We start from the raw sequence: 14,243 nt of genomic DNA on the forward strand, positions 1-14,243 counted from the left end.
TTGACGGTTTGGGGACGCGGTTTCGGTAGGTGTGCGACAGTAGTTCCGGTAGGTGGTTTACACCCGGCGTGTTGCCGCTGGTGGCGGTGAGTTCTTTCGTGGTCGTGGGTGGACTGCGGAAGGGGCCGGCATGTTGCAGGAGCTGCGGATGTCCGAAATGCGGTATCGGGCGGTGCTGGAGGTGTTGGACGGAGCGCCGGTGACCGCGGTTGCCCGTCGGTTCGGGGTGTCGCGCCAGACGGTGCATGCCTGGTTGCGCCGGTACGCCGAGGAGGGTGCGGCGCTGAATTTGAGGACCGGTCTTCGCGTCCACATCGGTGTCCGCATCAGATGCCAGTCGAGGTGGAGGCGCGGGTGTTGACGTTGCGTGATGCCCATCCGCGGTGGGGCCCGACCCGCATCGTCTACGAGCTGCAGCGCGACGGTGTGCCGGTGGTGCCGGGTCGTTCCAGTGTGTATCGGGCTTTGGTGCGCAACGGTCGTATCGATCCGGCCAAGCGTCGCCGGCGGCGCAGCGATTACAAGCGCTGGGAGCGGGGCCAGCCGATGGAGTTGTGGCAGATGGACGTGGTCGGCGGGCTGCATCTGCGCGATGGCATCGAGGTCAAGGTGGTGACCGGCATCGACGACAATTCCCGGTTCGTGGTGTCGGCGAAGGTGGTCGCGCGGGCGACGGCACGGCCGGTCTGTGCGGCGCTGTTGGAGGCGCTGCGCCGCCACGGGGTGCCCGAGCAGATCCTGACTGACAACGGCAAGGTGTTCACCGGCCGGTTCGGCCCGGGTGGCTCCAGTGCGGAGGTGCTCTTTGACCGGGTGTGTGGAGAACGGCATCGGGCATTTGTTGACCGCTCCGCGCTCACCCACGACGACGGGAAAGGTTGAGCGCCTTCACAAGACGATGCGGGCGGAGATTTTCGCCGAGGTGGACGGGGTGTTCGACGCCATCGCCGATTTGCAGGCCGCGATAGACCGGTGGGTGCAGTACTACAACACCGCGCGCCCGCATCAATCGTTGGGGATGGTGGCGCCGGCGGCCCGGTTCGCGTTGGCGGCCGGTCCGGATCTCAGCGTCGTCGAGCCGGTCGCGGCAGTCCCAGCCGAGGGGCAGCACCCGGGGGCGCCGGTGGATCTGCGCGATGCCGGCGTGCGCCGCTGGGTGAATCGGCATGGGTCGATCAGTGTGGCGGGTTTTCGGTACCGGGTACCAATCGTGCTGGCCGGAGAGCCGGTGTCGGTGGTGGTGGCCGACAACCTGGTGTCGATCTATCACCATGACGTGCTGGTGGCCTCGCACGTGCAGCACCGCAAGACCGACAACACGACGGGAGTGGTCCGGCAGGGCCGGCGGACGGCGCGGCCGGTCACCAGCGGGATCGTGGTGACCCGGGTGGTCGACAGCAACGGTGATGTCTCGTTCGCGGGGACGATGTATCGGGCCGGAAGGGTGTGGCGGGGAAAGCAAGTCGAGGTGTCGATCGTGGCGGAGTCAGTGCAGATCGCGTGCGCGGGAGCGATCGTGCGGACCCATGCCATCCGCCATGACCGGGCCAAGGAACACGGCGCCTTCGCCACCCCGCATGGCCGTCCCCGCAAGCCGCGCCAGGATGCACCGGAGGGTCCCGGGGTCAAGGCCACGCCGCTGCGCGGTCGGCCCGAGGGCCGAGCCTTGACCCCGGCCCCTTGACCGGCACCCACCACACCGACGCGGGAAACGCCCTTAACCACCAAGGCCCACGCCCTGTAACGCACCTACCGGAACTCATCCGTCAAGCGGGTACCGAAACTTGACACGAAAGAGTGTTCACTTCTGCTCCATCCCAGTCGACTGCGCTACGGGCGGCTTCGTCTGACGGGTGCCGGCAAATATCGCCAGTGATCGCGCTGGAGGAATGGCCAACCAAGTCGGCCACGGTCTTGATGTGAACGCCGGACTCTAGCCGTGCGACCGTCATACTGTGGCGCAGGGTATGCACCCTGACATCCTTGACATCGGCAGCCTTCGCGGCACCTCAACGGCCCCAGCAGATTCCTGGGGTCGACCGGCCCGCCGAACTCGTTGGGGGACACCAGGCCGCTGTCGCGCCATCGGTTCCCCGGCCCGTAGCTTCTCGGCTGCCTGGGCGGCCTTGGGCCTGCGCAGCACCGCAACTACGGCGGGGGAGAGCGGCACCATGCCGTGAAGGCTCGGTTTTTTGGCTCAGAGCTGTCCAGCCGATTGCCGACCCGACCTAGCGTCCTGCGGACCTTAATCAGCCTTCGTCAAGGTTTACAACGCTGCGGTCCCACCACAACGCCAACGCTTCGCCACGATGCAGGCCAGTGACCGCGATGAGCGCCGGCGCCGGGTAGTAGCGCAACGACTTAGCGGCCTTGAGAACTGCGGCGACAATCGCGTGCGGGTTGGATATACGGATCCGCTGCCGGAGATGGCGAGGGTGGTGCAGACGATCGGCGATGTGTGGCACGGTGTCTCGTCCGCTGGTGTGACGGCGAACTGGTACTCCGAGGCTGAGGAAGTTCGGACGATTCGCCGAAGCTGGGTAAACCCTCGGTGCCGAATTATCACGGGAGTGCGTGGGTTCCGCTTCTCGTTCGAGGTTGGTCGGGACGGGGCCGGCTTTGTCGATCAGGTGCGGGCGCCGCTGGTCGATGCGATTCACCAATTTAAGGTGACAGCCCATGTGAACGGCACCGGTACCGGTCAGCCGACCGGGTTCATCTCCGCTTTGACGGGTACATCTGAGGTCGTTGTGCCGGGCACTGTCAGCGACGCGGTCGTGGCCGCCGACCCCAACGCGCTCCAGTCGGTGCGCCTGCCGCGGTCCCAATGAAATTCGGCGTTCGCCGCCAACCTCACCACGATCAACGTTCTGAGGCAGGCGGAGACCACCAACGGGGCGCTGAAGTTCCCTAACGTGCAGGCTGATCCGCCGATGCTGTGCGGCAATCACATCTGGGAAGTCAGCAACATGGCCAGCGTGAACGCTGCGGTGCCGCCGCCGTGGGCGGTACCGGTGGCATGCCGAGCATGCCGATGGCACCGAGCGGAGCTGGCGGTGGCATTCCCGCGCGGATGAAGCGCGGCGGCAGTGGCATCCACGTCGAGCAATCTCGGCCCAGCGTGGTGCCACGGACCGGGGTCTAAGGGCGGGGGTTATCGGTCGAAGCTGACAGTCCGGCAACCGCGGCGCGCTCAACGAGTAGGTGCCCCGGCTCAAGCGATACGAATTTTCAATACAGACAAACCATGTACGGACCATGAAGGAAAGGGGCAGCGTGATGTCTACCCGGTTTGTGACGGACCCGGACCAGATGCGAGGCATGGGCGGGCCGCTTTACCGTGCACGCTCAGACGGTAGAGGACGAGGTCCGCAGGATGTACGCGTCCGCGCAGAACATTTCCGGCGCGGGCTGCAGTGGTGACGCCGAGGCGACCTCGTTGGACACGATGGGTCAGATGAATCAGGCGTTGCGCAACATCGTGAACATGTTGCACGGAGTGCGTGACGGTCTGGTTCGCGATGCCAACAACTACGAACAGCAAGAGCAGGCCTCCCCGCAAGTCCTCAGCAGCTAGGGCGTGTCTGCTTAATGTGAATGGTGTTTTGGCTGATGCTGTTTGGGTGATGCGGACGCATGCGATTTCTGATGATTTGTGGTCGCTGATCGTGGCGGTGTTGCCTGCGGGGCGGCGGCGTGGCCGGCCGTGGAACGATCATCGACGTACTCTGGAGGGCATTATCTGGCGTTACCGTACGGGATCTCCGTGGCGTGACCTGCCCGAGCACTTCGGTCCCTGGCAATCGGTGGCCGAGAGGCATCTACGCTGGTCGGTCGATGGCATCTACGCGCGGATCTTCGCGGCGATCGCCTCTGACCTCGACGCCGAGGACGCCGACCTGGGCGCACTGTTGTCGGTCGATTCGACCAGTGTGCGCGCCCACCAACACGCAGCCGGAGCGCGCCCGGGCGCCGCACAGGGGGATCTGTCGAATTACAAGAAATATCTCGATGAGCCCGATGACCACGCCATTGGGCGTTCCCGCGGCGGGCTGACTACCAAGATCCACGCCTTGACCGACCAGCTGTGCAGTCCGGTCACCCTGGCACTGTCGGCCGGTCAAGCCGGTGATAATCCGATGCTTTGGCCATTGCTGGCCGCCCGGCGCAGCAACTCATACGCCCGTTTCGCCTGCTGGCGGACAAGGCGTACTCCCATGACTCGACGCGGGCACAGCTGCGCCGGCTCAAGATCGCCCATACCATCCCCGAGCGCAGCGACCAGATCACCCGCCGCAAAGCCAAAGGCCGCAACAGAGGACGGCCTCCGGGGTTCTCAGGCCGAATCTACAAGCACCGCAACACCGTCGAGCGAAGCTTCAACCGGCTCAAACACTGGCGCGCGGTCGCCACCTGCTACGACAAATACGCCCTGACCTACCTCGGCGGTGTCACCCTGGCCGCCATCATCACCTACCACCGCGTCCGCAATTAGCAGACAGGACCTAGTCGAAACCCCGCTTCCCGCAACTCGACGGAAAGCCGGCGGGACTCCGGGCTCACCATCCGGCCATCGGCCCAGCTCCGTAGCCGATAGTGCTGACTGGGTTGATGTCGCCACACCAGCTGTGACAACGAGTATTTCGACAGCAGACGGGCGTTGTGCAACGTGGCTTCGATTTTTTGCCGATTGCGGATGATGGAGGCATCGACCATCAGTCGTTCGACATCGTCGGGGGTCATCGCGGCCACGGCCAACGGGTCGAACCGGTGAAAAGCCGCGCGCAGGTTGTCTCGCTTGTCGAAGACGGTGACCCAGGACAGGCCGTTCTCGAAGTAGGTCAGCACCAGCGCTTCGAACAGCATGGCCTCGTTGTATGTCGGCGTTCCCCATTCCTGATCGTGGTATGCGGTCAGGTCGCGACCCGTCTCGGTGGCCCAACGGCAGCGGGTGACGCCGTCAGCAGCGGATACCACGGTAGCCAGATCTGGTCGCATATCGACACCGGCCATCGCCTTCATCAAGTCGTCCCAACGGCCTTATTAAACTGCTTGCGTAGGACTTTCGTCATCAGCCTGAGGATTCTCCAGGACCAGCGCGATACCCTGCCCGGAGCCGATGCACACACCGATCACCCCGTATCGGGCGTTGCGTTCCCGCAGTTCGGTGGCCAGGGTCAGCACGTACCGGCTGCCGGACGCGCCGAATGGATGGCCGGTAGCGACCGCTCCTCCATTGGGGTTGAGGTTGTCATCGGGGATGGTAAACCCGTCCAGCTGGGTCGATAGTTCGCGTAGCACTCCCAGCGCTTGTGCGCTGAATGCTTCGTGCACTTCCCAGACGTCGACCTGGCCGGGGTTGAGTCCGGCGCGTCTGAGCGCCAATGGAATCGCCCACGCCGGTGCGAGTCCCATGATCAATGGGTCGAGCGCGTAGACCGCCGAAGACACCACCCTGGCCATCGGATCGATGCCGAGTTCGGCTGCCTTCGCTTGTGAGGCGATCACGATGGAGCTGGCACCATCGGTGAGTGGGGATGAGTTGCCGGCGGTCATCTGGGTGGTGCCGGATTGAGCCGGCAGAGCGGCCAGCCGTTCGGCGGTGGTGTCATCGCGAATGAACTCGTCGTGCTCGAATACTCGCGCTTCAGTGGTCTTGGTTGCCGGGATCGACACGGGCATGATCTCTTTGGCCAGCCGGCCGGAGTCGCGAGCCGCTGCGGCACGGTGCTGGGACCGCACGGCGAAGGCATCAATTTCCGTACGTGTCAGTCCATAACGATCCGCCACGTTCTGTGCTGTCTCGATCATCGAGATGTACGCATTGCGGGCCAACAAGACTGGGTTCGGGGGCCCGCCCGCCCCGGCCCACATCGTGTCGAGCAGAAAAACGGGACCGCGGGGGGATAACGATGCGTCGCCCTTCATCCAGGCCCAGCCCGATCGGGACATCGATTCAACACCGCAGGCGATACCAACATCCAAGTCGCCGGCTATGATTGCATGGCTGATGGAGACCGTCGCGCTCACCGAGGAGCCGCAGAACCGGTTGATCGTAGCGGCGGCGACACTGTCCGGGAAGCCGGCGGCCAGTGCAGCCCATCGCGCGACATCGCCCATTCCCTCATGAGCTGTGTTCACGCACCCGGCGATGATGTCTTCGACCTGCTCGAGCGGTACCCCGATGCGCTCACAGGCACCTCGCATCGTCATCCCCAGCAGATCGTCGAGCCGCAGATGCGACAGCGATCCCCCGTATCGCGCGAACGGTGTGCGTACCCCACCAAGAATGAACGCCGCAGCCATCGCCAGGACCCACCAATCTCTATCGGCCAACGCTTGCCTGTATCTGTCAACTGCCTCGTGGCACCTCGGCGAAGCCCGGTTCACCCGTGTCGACAACGGAATTGAATCGGTACCGGGTGATGAGCCGCTCGTTGATGTCCTGGATCGCGGTCTCGGGAAGCGCGGTGACGTCGAAGTTCTCGCTGATGCGGGACGGCGCAACTGATCCGGTCAGAACCGCGGTGCCGCGTTGAATACCCCAGGCCAGAAGCACTTGCGCGGGTGTCCGTGATGCATCAAGTCAAGATGCCTGCGAAACCTGGTTCATGCATCAGGTAAGGAATGCCCGCGAAATCTGGGTCAGGTGGTGGTCTTGCTTTTGATGCGGATGCCGGCTTTGAGGGCGGGTAGAGCGGCGGGGTAGAGCTGTTCGGTCTTGTCTTTGGCGAGTCTGAGCAGGGCGGCTTGCAGGTCGGCGATCTGGTGGGCGATCGCGGCGGGGTTGAGGCTGTTGCGGTAGGTGAGCAGCTCTGTTTGTTGGGCCGCTGAGAGGACTCCGGCGGCCAGCAGCCGGTCCAGGGGGGTCTGGGGCTTGTCGTAGAGCCGGCGGCGGTGACCGTCGCGGCTGCAGCCGTAGCTGATGGGTTTGATGGTGGGGGTCAGGTAGTTGAGCCGGTCGTTGACCAGGTGCCACAGCCGGTTGAGCACGGCGCGTTCTTCGTCGGTGTCGTAGCGGTAGTAGAACCCGTAGCGACGCACGAGGTGGTTGTTTTTGGACTCGATGGTGGCCTGGTCGTTCTTCTTGTAGGGCCGTGAGCGGGTGAAGAAGATCTCCATGTCCGCGGCCCACTTGATGACCGCCTTATTGAGGAATTCGGTGCCGTTGTCGAAGTCCAAACCCGTTACCTTATAGGGATTTTAGTAATTCCGGTTTTGAGGGCGCCCAGGATGTGGGGTGGGCGTTGTTGCGCACCGTGCGGGTGAACACCCAGCCGATGTGCATGTCGGTGAGGTTGACCGTGCGGGCGAACTCACCTTTCAGTGTCGGGCCGCAGTGCGCCACGGTGTCGCCTTCGAAGAACCCCGGAGATTCTTCGGCCTCATCGCCTGCTTTGCAGATGGTGATCGAGGACCGCAGCAGCGGGAGGGTTTCGTCGTCGACACACCCGAGATCTGGTCGCGGGCCTTGGCGCCGCGCAGGTAGCGGTCGATCGTGGCGCTGCTCATCGCCAACAGCTCGGCACGCACCGCCGGGCCGTAACGGTCACGGCCGTCCACCAGTTCGCCGTGGCGTTCTAGAGCATCCAACTGAAGTGCCATGGAAGCGGCCAGGTACCGGCCGCACTGCCCGCCTGAGGCCGCCCACACCTTCTGCAACACCTTGAGCGCATCCTAGAGTACTTCGGATTGCGTTGCCGGCGAGTCCGTTTGGCGACCTGCCGACCCGCTCCCGGCGGCGCGGCCGCCGCCCTCAACCGCCGCCTGGCGTTGTCACGCGACCAGCCGGTGACCGCCACCACCTGATCCAGAATCTGCCCCTTGTCCGCCTTCGGCGCCCCCACATACGCCCTGGCGAACTTCGCGGTGATCTCGGCCCGAGACGACATCGACAGCCCACTTCCCATGCCTGCTGAGGATCGACCGTTTCGCGGGCATTTTTACGTGATCCACCGAGGACGCTTCACGGGCATTTCTCGTGATGCTTGCCGGCCCGTAGCCAGCGAGCCCGCCATGGCGGACACTGGGGCGGATGAATGAGGCCGAGGACGAAACGGACACGGACCCGGCGCTGGCCGTCGAGCTCCTCGCCGACCTGCAGGCCGGTCTGCTCGACGATGAAACCGCCGCCCAAGTCCGGCGCCGAATCCGCACCGACCCGCAGGCGGCGGCAACCCTGGAAGCGTTACAACGCGTGCGCCGCGACGTCGCCCAGGCGGGCACCGACACGTCCGGGTTGGGCGATCCTCCCCCGCGCCTCCCCACCAGGATCACCGATGCGGTCCGGTCCGCGACGTCGGGTGGCCCCACCGCCGCCCACGCCGCGCGCCCCCGCCCCAACTCGAACAAGATCCTGGCCGGCATCGCCGGGCTGATCGCGCTCATCGCCGCAATTGGACTCGGTACCGCCGCACTGATCACCGCACCCGAGCCGACCTCAAGCGGCCCGCCCACCGCGATGCACATCACAGTTTCCACGCCTCCTCCAGTGATTCCGCTCTCACACGACCAGGTCCTCGACCTGCTCCAGCGCGCCCCCGACTACGGTCCGTTTGCCGATCCCTCGCGACGCGCCTCCTGCCTCAGCGGCCTCGGCTACCCGGCATCCACTCCGATCCTGGGCGCGCAGCCCGTCGACATCAATGCCCGTCCAGGCGTATTACTGGTGCTGGCCGGCGATGCCCCCGCCGATCTGGCGGTCTATGCGGTCGCGCTCAATTGCAGCGCGGCTGACACCGGTCTGCTCGCCAGCACCACGCTGCCCCGACTCCCCGACTCCTAGCGGCATGCCGGTGCGACGCAGCGGGCGGGAACAGCAGTGCTTACGCTTGCGTTCATAGTCGTGATCGCCTCCGTACCCGAAAGGCCCGTATGACTACCGACTCTTCTGCTGACGCCACCATCCACGACGTGATCGTCATCGGCTCCGGTCCCGCCGGATACACCGCGGCGCTCTACACCGCCCGTGCTCAGCTGGCTCCGCTGGTATTCGAGGGCACCTCGTTCGGTGGCGCGCTGATGACCACGACGGAAGTGGAGAACTATCCCGGTTTTCGCGAAGGGATCACCGGCCCGGAGTTGATGGACGAGATGCGCGAGCAGGCGCTCCGTTTCGGCGCCGACCTCCGCATGGAAGACGTCGAGTCGGTGTCGCTGGATGGACCGATCAAATCTGTTGTCACCTCTGACGGAGAGACCCATCGGGCGCGCGCGGTGATCTTGGCGATGGGCGCGGCCGCGCGTTACCTGCACGTGCCCGGCGAACAGGAGCTGCTGGGGCGCGGAGTGAGTTCCTGTGCCACCTGTGACGGATTTTTCTTCCGAGACCAGGACATCGCGGTGATCGGCGGCGGCGACTCCGCGATGGAGGAGGCAACCTTCCTCACTCGGTTCGCCCGCAGCGTGACCCTGGTGCACCGTCGTGACGAGTTCCGGGCCTCCAAGATCATGATCAATCGGGCCCAGGCCAACGACAAGATCCGCATCCTGACCAACAAGATCGTCCACGCAGTGGACGGGGAGACGACCGTCACCGGACTGCAGTTGCGCGACACCGTCACCGGGGAAGAAACCACCCTGCCGGTAACCGGCGTGTTCGTCGCGATCGGGCACGAACCGCGATCGAGCCTGGTGCGCGACGCCGTCGACGTCGACCCCGATGGCTACGTGCTGGTGAACGGGCGCACCACCGGCACCTCGCTGGAAGGTGTTTTCGCCGCCGGCGACCTGGTGGACCGCACCTACCGGCAGGCGGTCACCGCCGCCGGCAGCGGGTGCGCCGCGGCCATAGACGCCGAGCGTTGGCTGGCCGAACATGAAGCAACTGGAGACGCCGACAGTACCGACACGCTGATTGGAGCACAGCAATGACCGATTCCGAAAAGTCCAGCGCCACCATCGAGGTGTCAGACGCCTCCTTCTCCACCGAGGTGCTTTCCAGCAACAAGCCTGTGCTGGTGGACTTTTGGGCAACGTGGTGCGGGCCGTGCAAGATGGTGGCGCCGGTGCTCGAAGAGATCGCTACCGAGCGTGCGGACAATTTGACCGTGGCCAAGCTCGACGTGGACGCCAACCCGGAAACGGCCCGCAATTTTCAGGTCGTCTCCATCCCGACGATGATCCTGTTCAAAGACGGCGAGCCGGTGAAACGCATCGTTGGGGCCAAGGGCAAAGCGGCGCTGTTGCGTGAGCTATCCGACGCGGTTCCCAACCTGGGCTAACTGTCGTTCGCACCACCGAAACGGCTCCCCGACTGGCTTGGGGTTCGTGATGCATCAAGTCAAGATGCCTGCGAAACCTGGTTCATGCATCAGGTAAGGAATGCCCGCGAAATCGGGGTCAGCTGGTGGTCTTGCTTTTGATGCGGATGCCGGCTTTGAGGGCGGGTAGAGCGGCGGGTATGGCGGCGAGGTAGAGCTGTTCGGTCTTGTCTTTGGCGAGTCTGAGCAGGGCGGCTTGCAGGTCGGCGATCTGGTGGGCGATCGCGGCGGGGTTGAGGCTGTTGCGGTAGGTGAGCAGCTCTGTTTGTTGGGCCGCTGAGAGGACTCCGGCGGCGAGCAGCCGGTCCAGGGGTCTGGGGCTTGTCGTAGAGCCGGCGGCGGTGACCGTCGCGGCTGCAGCCGTAGCTGATGGGTTTGATGGTGGGGGTCAGGTAGTTGAGCCGGTCGTTGACCAGGTGCCACAGCCGGTTGAGCACGGCGCGTTCTTCGTCGGTGTCGTAGCGGTAGTAGAACCCGTAGCGACGCACGAGGTGGTTGTTTTTGGACTCGATGGTGGCCTGGTCGTTCTTCTTGTAGGGCCGTGAGCGGGTGAAGAAGATCTCCATGTCCGCGGCCCACTTGATGACCGCCTTATTGAGGAATTCGGTGCCGTTGTCGAAGTCCAAACCCGTTACCTTATAGGGATTTTAGTAATTCCGGTTTTGAGGGCGCCCAGGATGTGGGGGTGGGCGTTGTTGCGCACCGTGCGGGTGAACACCCAGCCGATGTGCATGTCGGTGAGGTTGACCGTGCGGGCGAACTCACCTTTCAGTGTCGGGCCGCAGTGCGCCACGGTGTCGCCTTCGAAGAACCCCGGAGATTCTTCGGCCTCATCGCCTGCTTTGCAGATGGTGATCGAGGACCGCAGCAGCGGGAGGGTTTCGTCGTCGACACACCCGAGATCTGGTCGCGGGCCTTGGCGCCGCGCAGGTAGCGGTCGATCGTGGCGCTGCTCATCGCCAACAGCTCGGCACGCACCGCCGGGCCGTAACGGTCACGGCCGTCCACCAGTTCGCCGTGGCGTTCTAGAGCATCCAACTGAAGTGCCATGGAAGCGGCCAGATACCGGCCGCACTGCCCGCCTGAGGCCGCCCACACCTTCTGCAACACCTTGAGCGCATCCTAGGAGTACTTCGGATTGCGTTGCCGGCAAATCCGTTTGGCGACCTGCCGACCCGCTCCCGGCGGCGCGGCCGCCGCCCTCAACCGCCGCCGGGCGTTGTCACGCGACCAGCCGGTGACCGCCACCACCTGATCCAGAATCTGCCCCTTGCCCGCCTTCGGCGCCCCCACATACCCCCTGGCGAACTTCGCGGTGATCTCGGCCCGAGACGACATCGACAGCCCACTTCCCATGCCTGCTGAGGATCGACCGTTTCGCGGGCATTTTTACGTGATGCACCGAGGACGCTTCACGGGCATTTTCGTGATGCTTGCCGCAGCGTTCACGACCAGTATTGGGGCGTGTATCCTAAAAGAAGTTGAAAAACCCAGCTAGTCCGGGATGAGTCAGCCGCGTTCCCGCTGACCGCACCAAGCAACCACTTACGCAGGACACGCAGGTGACGAGCGCAGTTGGGATCACTTTGAGCGCTTTCTCTACCCTTAGGCCATCAACGGTTCCTATTGTGGACCAGGAAGTTTCGAGCTGCCCCAGTTTTGGCATCCTCGGTATGTATCCGCCGACGCGTTGTGGCCTGGCGACATTCAGCGCGGCGCTGGCCCGTGGGTTGAACGCCAACGGCTCTGAGGTCAGTATCGTTCGAGTGTCCGATGGGCAAGCGTCATCGAGCTCCGATGTCGTCGGAGAGCTGGTGAACGGGTCAGCGCCATCGGCGGCGGCTTGCGTTGAGCTGTTGAACCACAGCAACGTTGCGGTCATCCAGCACGACTACGGGAGCTACGGCGGTGTGGATGGTGATGGGACCTTGGGTATCATCGACGGGCTGACTGTGCCGTCGATCGTAGTTGTTCAGGATCTTCCTAAAAGCCCTACACCACAACAGATTTTGATTACCCAGGAGATGGCGGCGCGGGCCGACCAAGTGGTCGCCATGTCCGAGGCGGCCGGCCAACGCCTATACCGTGCCTTCGATATCGACCGGAGCAGGGTTGCCATCATCCGGCAGGGTGCAACCATCTCGGTGAACCCCTCCCACGTACGAGGCGGTCGACCCACCCTGTTGACCTGGGGCTTGCTCGGCCCGGGTAAGGGTATCGAGCGGGTGATCGAGGCGATGAGTTCGCTTCGTGACCTGCCCGGCAATCCGCGTTACGTGGTTGCGGGCCCGACGCACCCGAAGGTGCTGGCCGCCGACGGCGAGGCGTACCGCGATGCGCTGGTAGAACAGGCGCGGCGCAGCGGTTTGTCGGGGTCGGTTCTTTTTGATGCCGGTTACCGCAGCGGTCCAATGTTGAGCGCCCTGGTCCAGTCTGCGGCGGCGGTGGTGCTGCCCTACGATTCGACCGACCAGGTCAGCTCCGGCGTGCTGATTGGCGCCATCGCCAGTGGTCGGCCCGTGGTGGCCACCGCGTTCCCGCACGCCGTCGAAGTGCTCTCCGGCGGGGCCGGCCTTGTCGTGGCGCATGACCGTCCGGATGCGCTGTCATCGGCGCTGCGCCAGGTGTTGACGGAGCCGCGTCTGGCCGGAGCGATGGCAGCCGAGGCGCGTCGACTGGCACCCGAGATGGCCTGGCCGCTGGTCGCACGCACGTATCAAGCGTTGGCGCGGCGGATCCTGGCGCGCCGACGGGCACGGCTATGAGCAGCACTGCGCCAGCGCCAAGTTTTGAACAACTCCTGCGGTTGACCGATAGTCGCGGAACGCTGGAGCGGGCACGGCTGGCAGAGCCACTACCGGAAGGCGGTTACCGCACCGAGGATGCGGCCGGAGTGCTTGTTGTTGCCACCCGCGATCATGGCCCGGACCGAACACTGAACGGACTCGCCGGAGTTGCGTTGCGGTTCTTGAACGACGCGCAGTCCAGTACTGGTGCATGCAGGAATCGGATGGACGACACCGGAGGTTGGAGCGATGAGCCCGCACTCGAGGATGCTTGGGGGCGGTGCCTCTGGGGCCTGGGCACAGCGGTCGGGCACAGCAATGTCGCCTGGACCCGTGAGTCGGCCATCGTGCAGTTCGAGCGCGCCGCTCGAGCGCGGTCGAGACGACCGCGGGCGATGGCCTATGCGGCACTGGGTGCCGCCGAACTCCTCGCTTTCAACCCCGAGCACCAGGCGGCTCTCGCACTGCTCACTGACTTTGCCGCTACGCTGTCGGCGCCGAGCAACGACCCGGTGTGGCCGTGGCCTGAGCCGCGGCTGACATACGTGAACGCTGTTCTGCCCGAGGCCATGATCGCTGCGGGTGCGGTGCTCGCCGACGCGACGTTGCGCCGCAACGGCCTGGATCTGTTGGCGTGGCTGGTCGCATTCGAATCAGCTGACGGCCATCTGTCTCCCACCCCGGTCGGGGGCCGAGGAGCCGATGACGCCAGGCCTGGTTTTGACCAACAGCCTTTGGAGGTATCCACGCTCGCCGATGCGTGTGCGCGTGCCGCCGCGGTCGATACCAACCCGATCTGGTTCGCCGGAGTCAGGGCCGCCGCTGCGTGGTTCAAGGGCGACAACGATCTGAGAGAGCCGATGTGGGACCCGGACACAGGCGGCGGGTACGACGAGTTGCACGCCGACGGGGTGAGCCGAAACCAGGGCGCGACGTCGACCTTGGCATTGATCTCGACTTTGCAGCATGCGCGGCACTTGGCACTGTGCAATGACTTTGGTCCGGGCGGGAGCCGTCAGATCTAGGATCCAGCCTTTCGGACCGTCGCTCCGGGCAGTTCCTGTGGCGCCGTGTAGTTTGCTGTGGCTGCTGACGCTGAAGCGCGGCGTAATGGCAGAAGCTCTGAGCCATCACCAACAGAGCCGCGTTCGAGATTCGTGGTGCACTCGTCAAATGCTGCCAACTAGTGAAAGGT

General features: G+C 64.6%; 17 protein-coding genes and 5 pseudogenes. 10 read left to right on the forward strand and 12 right to left on the reverse strand.

The window, feature by feature from the left end:
- Positions 1-130: 130 nt before the first annotated feature.
- Positions 131-1,684 (forward strand): annotated as a pseudogene (locus tag G6N41_RS17175) (IS481-like element ISMyma5 family transposase).
- Between the two features lie 82 nt (positions 1,685-1,766).
- Here the strand turns inward: G6N41_RS17175 and G6N41_RS30075 are convergent.
- Positions 1,767-1,994 (reverse strand): annotated as a pseudogene (locus tag G6N41_RS30075) (tyrosine-type recombinase/integrase); the annotation flags it as partial.
- Between the two features lie 315 nt (positions 1,995-2,309).
- Between G6N41_RS30075 and G6N41_RS17185 the strand changes: the two are divergent.
- The 4 genes and pseudogenes from G6N41_RS17185 (at position 2,310) to G6N41_RS17195 (ending at position 4,495) form a co-directional block, all read left to right on the forward strand.
- Complete coding sequence (locus G6N41_RS17185) at positions 2,310-2,831, forward strand: phage major capsid protein (RefSeq protein ID WP_198965228.1); 522 nt, start codon at positions 2,310-2,312, stop codon at positions 2,829-2,831.
- A 15-nt stretch (positions 2,832-2,846) separates the two neighbouring features.
- A pseudogene (locus G6N41_RS30080) lies at positions 2,847-3,077 on the forward strand (hypothetical protein); the annotation flags it as partial.
- A 202-nt stretch (positions 3,078-3,279) separates the two neighbouring features.
- Positions 3,280-3,577: pseudogene (locus tag G6N41_RS17190) on the forward strand (WXG100 family type VII secretion target).
- Between the two features lie 46 nt (positions 3,578-3,623).
- A pseudogene (locus tag G6N41_RS17195) lies at positions 3,624-4,495 on the forward strand (IS5 family transposase).
- Here G6N41_RS17195 and G6N41_RS17200 read toward each other — a convergent pair.
- The 7 genes from G6N41_RS17200 to G6N41_RS17230 all read right to left on the reverse strand — a co-directional run bounded on the left by G6N41_RS17200 (position 4,492) and on the right by G6N41_RS17230 (position 7,892).
- The gene (locus G6N41_RS17200; RefSeq protein WP_198965229.1) at positions 4,492-5,013 is read right to left on the reverse strand and encodes a DNA-3-methyladenine glycosylase I; all 522 of its coding nucleotides are present in this window, start codon (positions 5,011-5,013) and stop codon (positions 4,492-4,494) included. The pseudogene G6N41_RS17195 and the gene G6N41_RS17200 overlap by 4 nt on opposite strands.
- Before the next feature lie 30 nt (positions 5,014-5,043).
- Positions 5,044-6,306 (reverse strand): thiolase family protein, encoded by a 1,263-nt coding sequence (locus G6N41_RS17205; RefSeq protein WP_198965230.1) that lies wholly within the window; start codon positions 6,304-6,306, stop codon positions 5,044-5,046.
- 46 nt (positions 6,307-6,352) lie between these two features.
- Positions 6,353-6,559 (reverse strand): aldo-keto reductase family protein, encoded by a 207-nt coding sequence (locus G6N41_RS17210; RefSeq protein WP_198965231.1) that lies wholly within the window; start codon positions 6,557-6,559, stop codon positions 6,353-6,355.
- A gap of 86 nt (positions 6,560-6,645) precedes the next feature.
- Entirely contained in the window at positions 6,646-7,182 is a 537-nt protein-coding gene (locus tag G6N41_RS28760; RefSeq protein WP_231608557.1) for a hypothetical protein, read from the reverse strand.
- 10 nt (positions 7,183-7,192) lie between these two features.
- Positions 7,193-7,348: a hypothetical protein gene (locus tag G6N41_RS17220; RefSeq protein WP_198965232.1), complete on the reverse strand. Its 156-nt coding sequence runs from the start codon at positions 7,346-7,348 to the stop codon at positions 7,193-7,195.
- Positions 7,324-7,605 carry a hypothetical protein gene (locus G6N41_RS17225; protein ID WP_198965176.1) on the reverse strand — a complete coding sequence of 94 codons (282 nt, stop codon included), beginning with the start codon at positions 7,603-7,605 and terminating at the stop codon, positions 7,324-7,326. Before G6N41_RS17225 ends, G6N41_RS17220 begins: the two co-directional genes overlap by 25 nt.
- Positions 7,581-7,892 carry a hypothetical protein gene (locus tag G6N41_RS17230; protein ID WP_198968063.1) on the reverse strand — a complete coding sequence of 104 codons (312 nt, stop codon included), beginning with the start codon at positions 7,890-7,892 and terminating at the stop codon, positions 7,581-7,583. Before G6N41_RS17230 ends, G6N41_RS17225 begins: the two co-directional genes overlap by 25 nt.
- A gap of 143 nt (positions 7,893-8,035) precedes the next feature.
- Here G6N41_RS17230 and G6N41_RS17235 point away from each other — a divergent pair, with 143 nt between their 5' ends.
- The 3 genes from G6N41_RS17235 to trxA all read left to right on the forward strand — a co-directional run bounded on the left by G6N41_RS17235 (position 8,036) and on the right by trxA (position 10,223).
- Positions 8,036-8,785 carry a hypothetical protein gene (locus tag G6N41_RS17235; protein WP_198965233.1) on the forward strand — a complete coding sequence of 250 codons (750 nt, stop codon included), beginning with the start codon at positions 8,036-8,038 and terminating at the stop codon, positions 8,783-8,785.
- An 89-nt stretch (positions 8,786-8,874) separates the two neighbouring features.
- Complete coding sequence (trxB, locus tag G6N41_RS17240; protein WP_020731169.1) at positions 8,875-9,873, forward strand: thioredoxin-disulfide reductase; 999 nt, start codon at positions 8,875-8,877, stop codon at positions 9,871-9,873.
- Positions 9,870-10,223: a thioredoxin gene (trxA, locus tag G6N41_RS17245; protein ID WP_015357726.1), complete on the forward strand. Its 354-nt coding sequence runs from the start codon at positions 9,870-9,872 to the stop codon at positions 10,221-10,223. Before trxB ends, trxA begins: the two co-directional genes overlap by 4 nt.
- 89 nt (positions 10,224-10,312) lie before the next feature.
- Here the strand turns inward: trxA and G6N41_RS28765 are convergent, their stop codons facing one another.
- From G6N41_RS28765 to G6N41_RS17265, 4 genes are all read right to left on the reverse strand, one after another.
- The gene (locus G6N41_RS28765; RefSeq protein WP_231608558.1) at positions 10,313-10,888 is read right to left on the reverse strand and encodes a hypothetical protein; all 576 of its coding nucleotides are present in this window, start codon (positions 10,886-10,888) and stop codon (positions 10,313-10,315) included.
- 5 nt (positions 10,889-10,893) lie between these two features.
- Positions 10,894-11,055, reverse strand: a complete 162-nt coding sequence (locus tag G6N41_RS17255) for a hypothetical protein (protein WP_198913342.1) — start codon at positions 11,053-11,055, stop codon at positions 10,894-10,896.
- Positions 11,031-11,312 carry a hypothetical protein gene (locus tag G6N41_RS17260; RefSeq protein ID WP_198965176.1) on the reverse strand — a complete coding sequence of 94 codons (282 nt, stop codon included), beginning with the start codon at positions 11,310-11,312 and terminating at the stop codon, positions 11,031-11,033. The genes G6N41_RS17255 and G6N41_RS17260 overlap by 25 nt, the downstream gene beginning before the upstream one ends.
- Before the next feature lie 72 nt (positions 11,313-11,384).
- Complete coding sequence (locus tag G6N41_RS17265; RefSeq protein ID WP_198968057.1) at positions 11,385-11,600, reverse strand: hypothetical protein; 216 nt, start codon at positions 11,598-11,600, stop codon at positions 11,385-11,387.
- 335 nt (positions 11,601-11,935) lie between these two features.
- Here G6N41_RS17265 and G6N41_RS17270 point away from each other — a divergent pair, with 335 nt between their 5' ends.
- Positions 11,936-13,027 carry a glycosyltransferase gene (locus tag G6N41_RS17270; RefSeq protein WP_198967901.1) on the forward strand — a complete coding sequence of 364 codons (1,092 nt, stop codon included), beginning with the start codon at positions 11,936-11,938 and terminating at the stop codon, positions 13,025-13,027.
- Positions 13,024-14,073: a glycosyltransferase gene (locus tag G6N41_RS17275; protein ID WP_117406112.1), complete on the forward strand. Its 1,050-nt coding sequence runs from the start codon at positions 13,024-13,026 to the stop codon at positions 14,071-14,073. Before G6N41_RS17270 ends, G6N41_RS17275 begins: the two co-directional genes overlap by 4 nt.
- Positions 14,074-14,243 lie beyond the last annotated feature (170 nt).

The organism is Mycobacterium shottsii, from assembly GCF_010728525.1.
In the GTDB taxonomy this organism is placed as follows: domain Bacteria; phylum Actinomycetota; class Actinomycetes; order Mycobacteriales; family Mycobacteriaceae; genus Mycobacterium; species Mycobacterium marinum.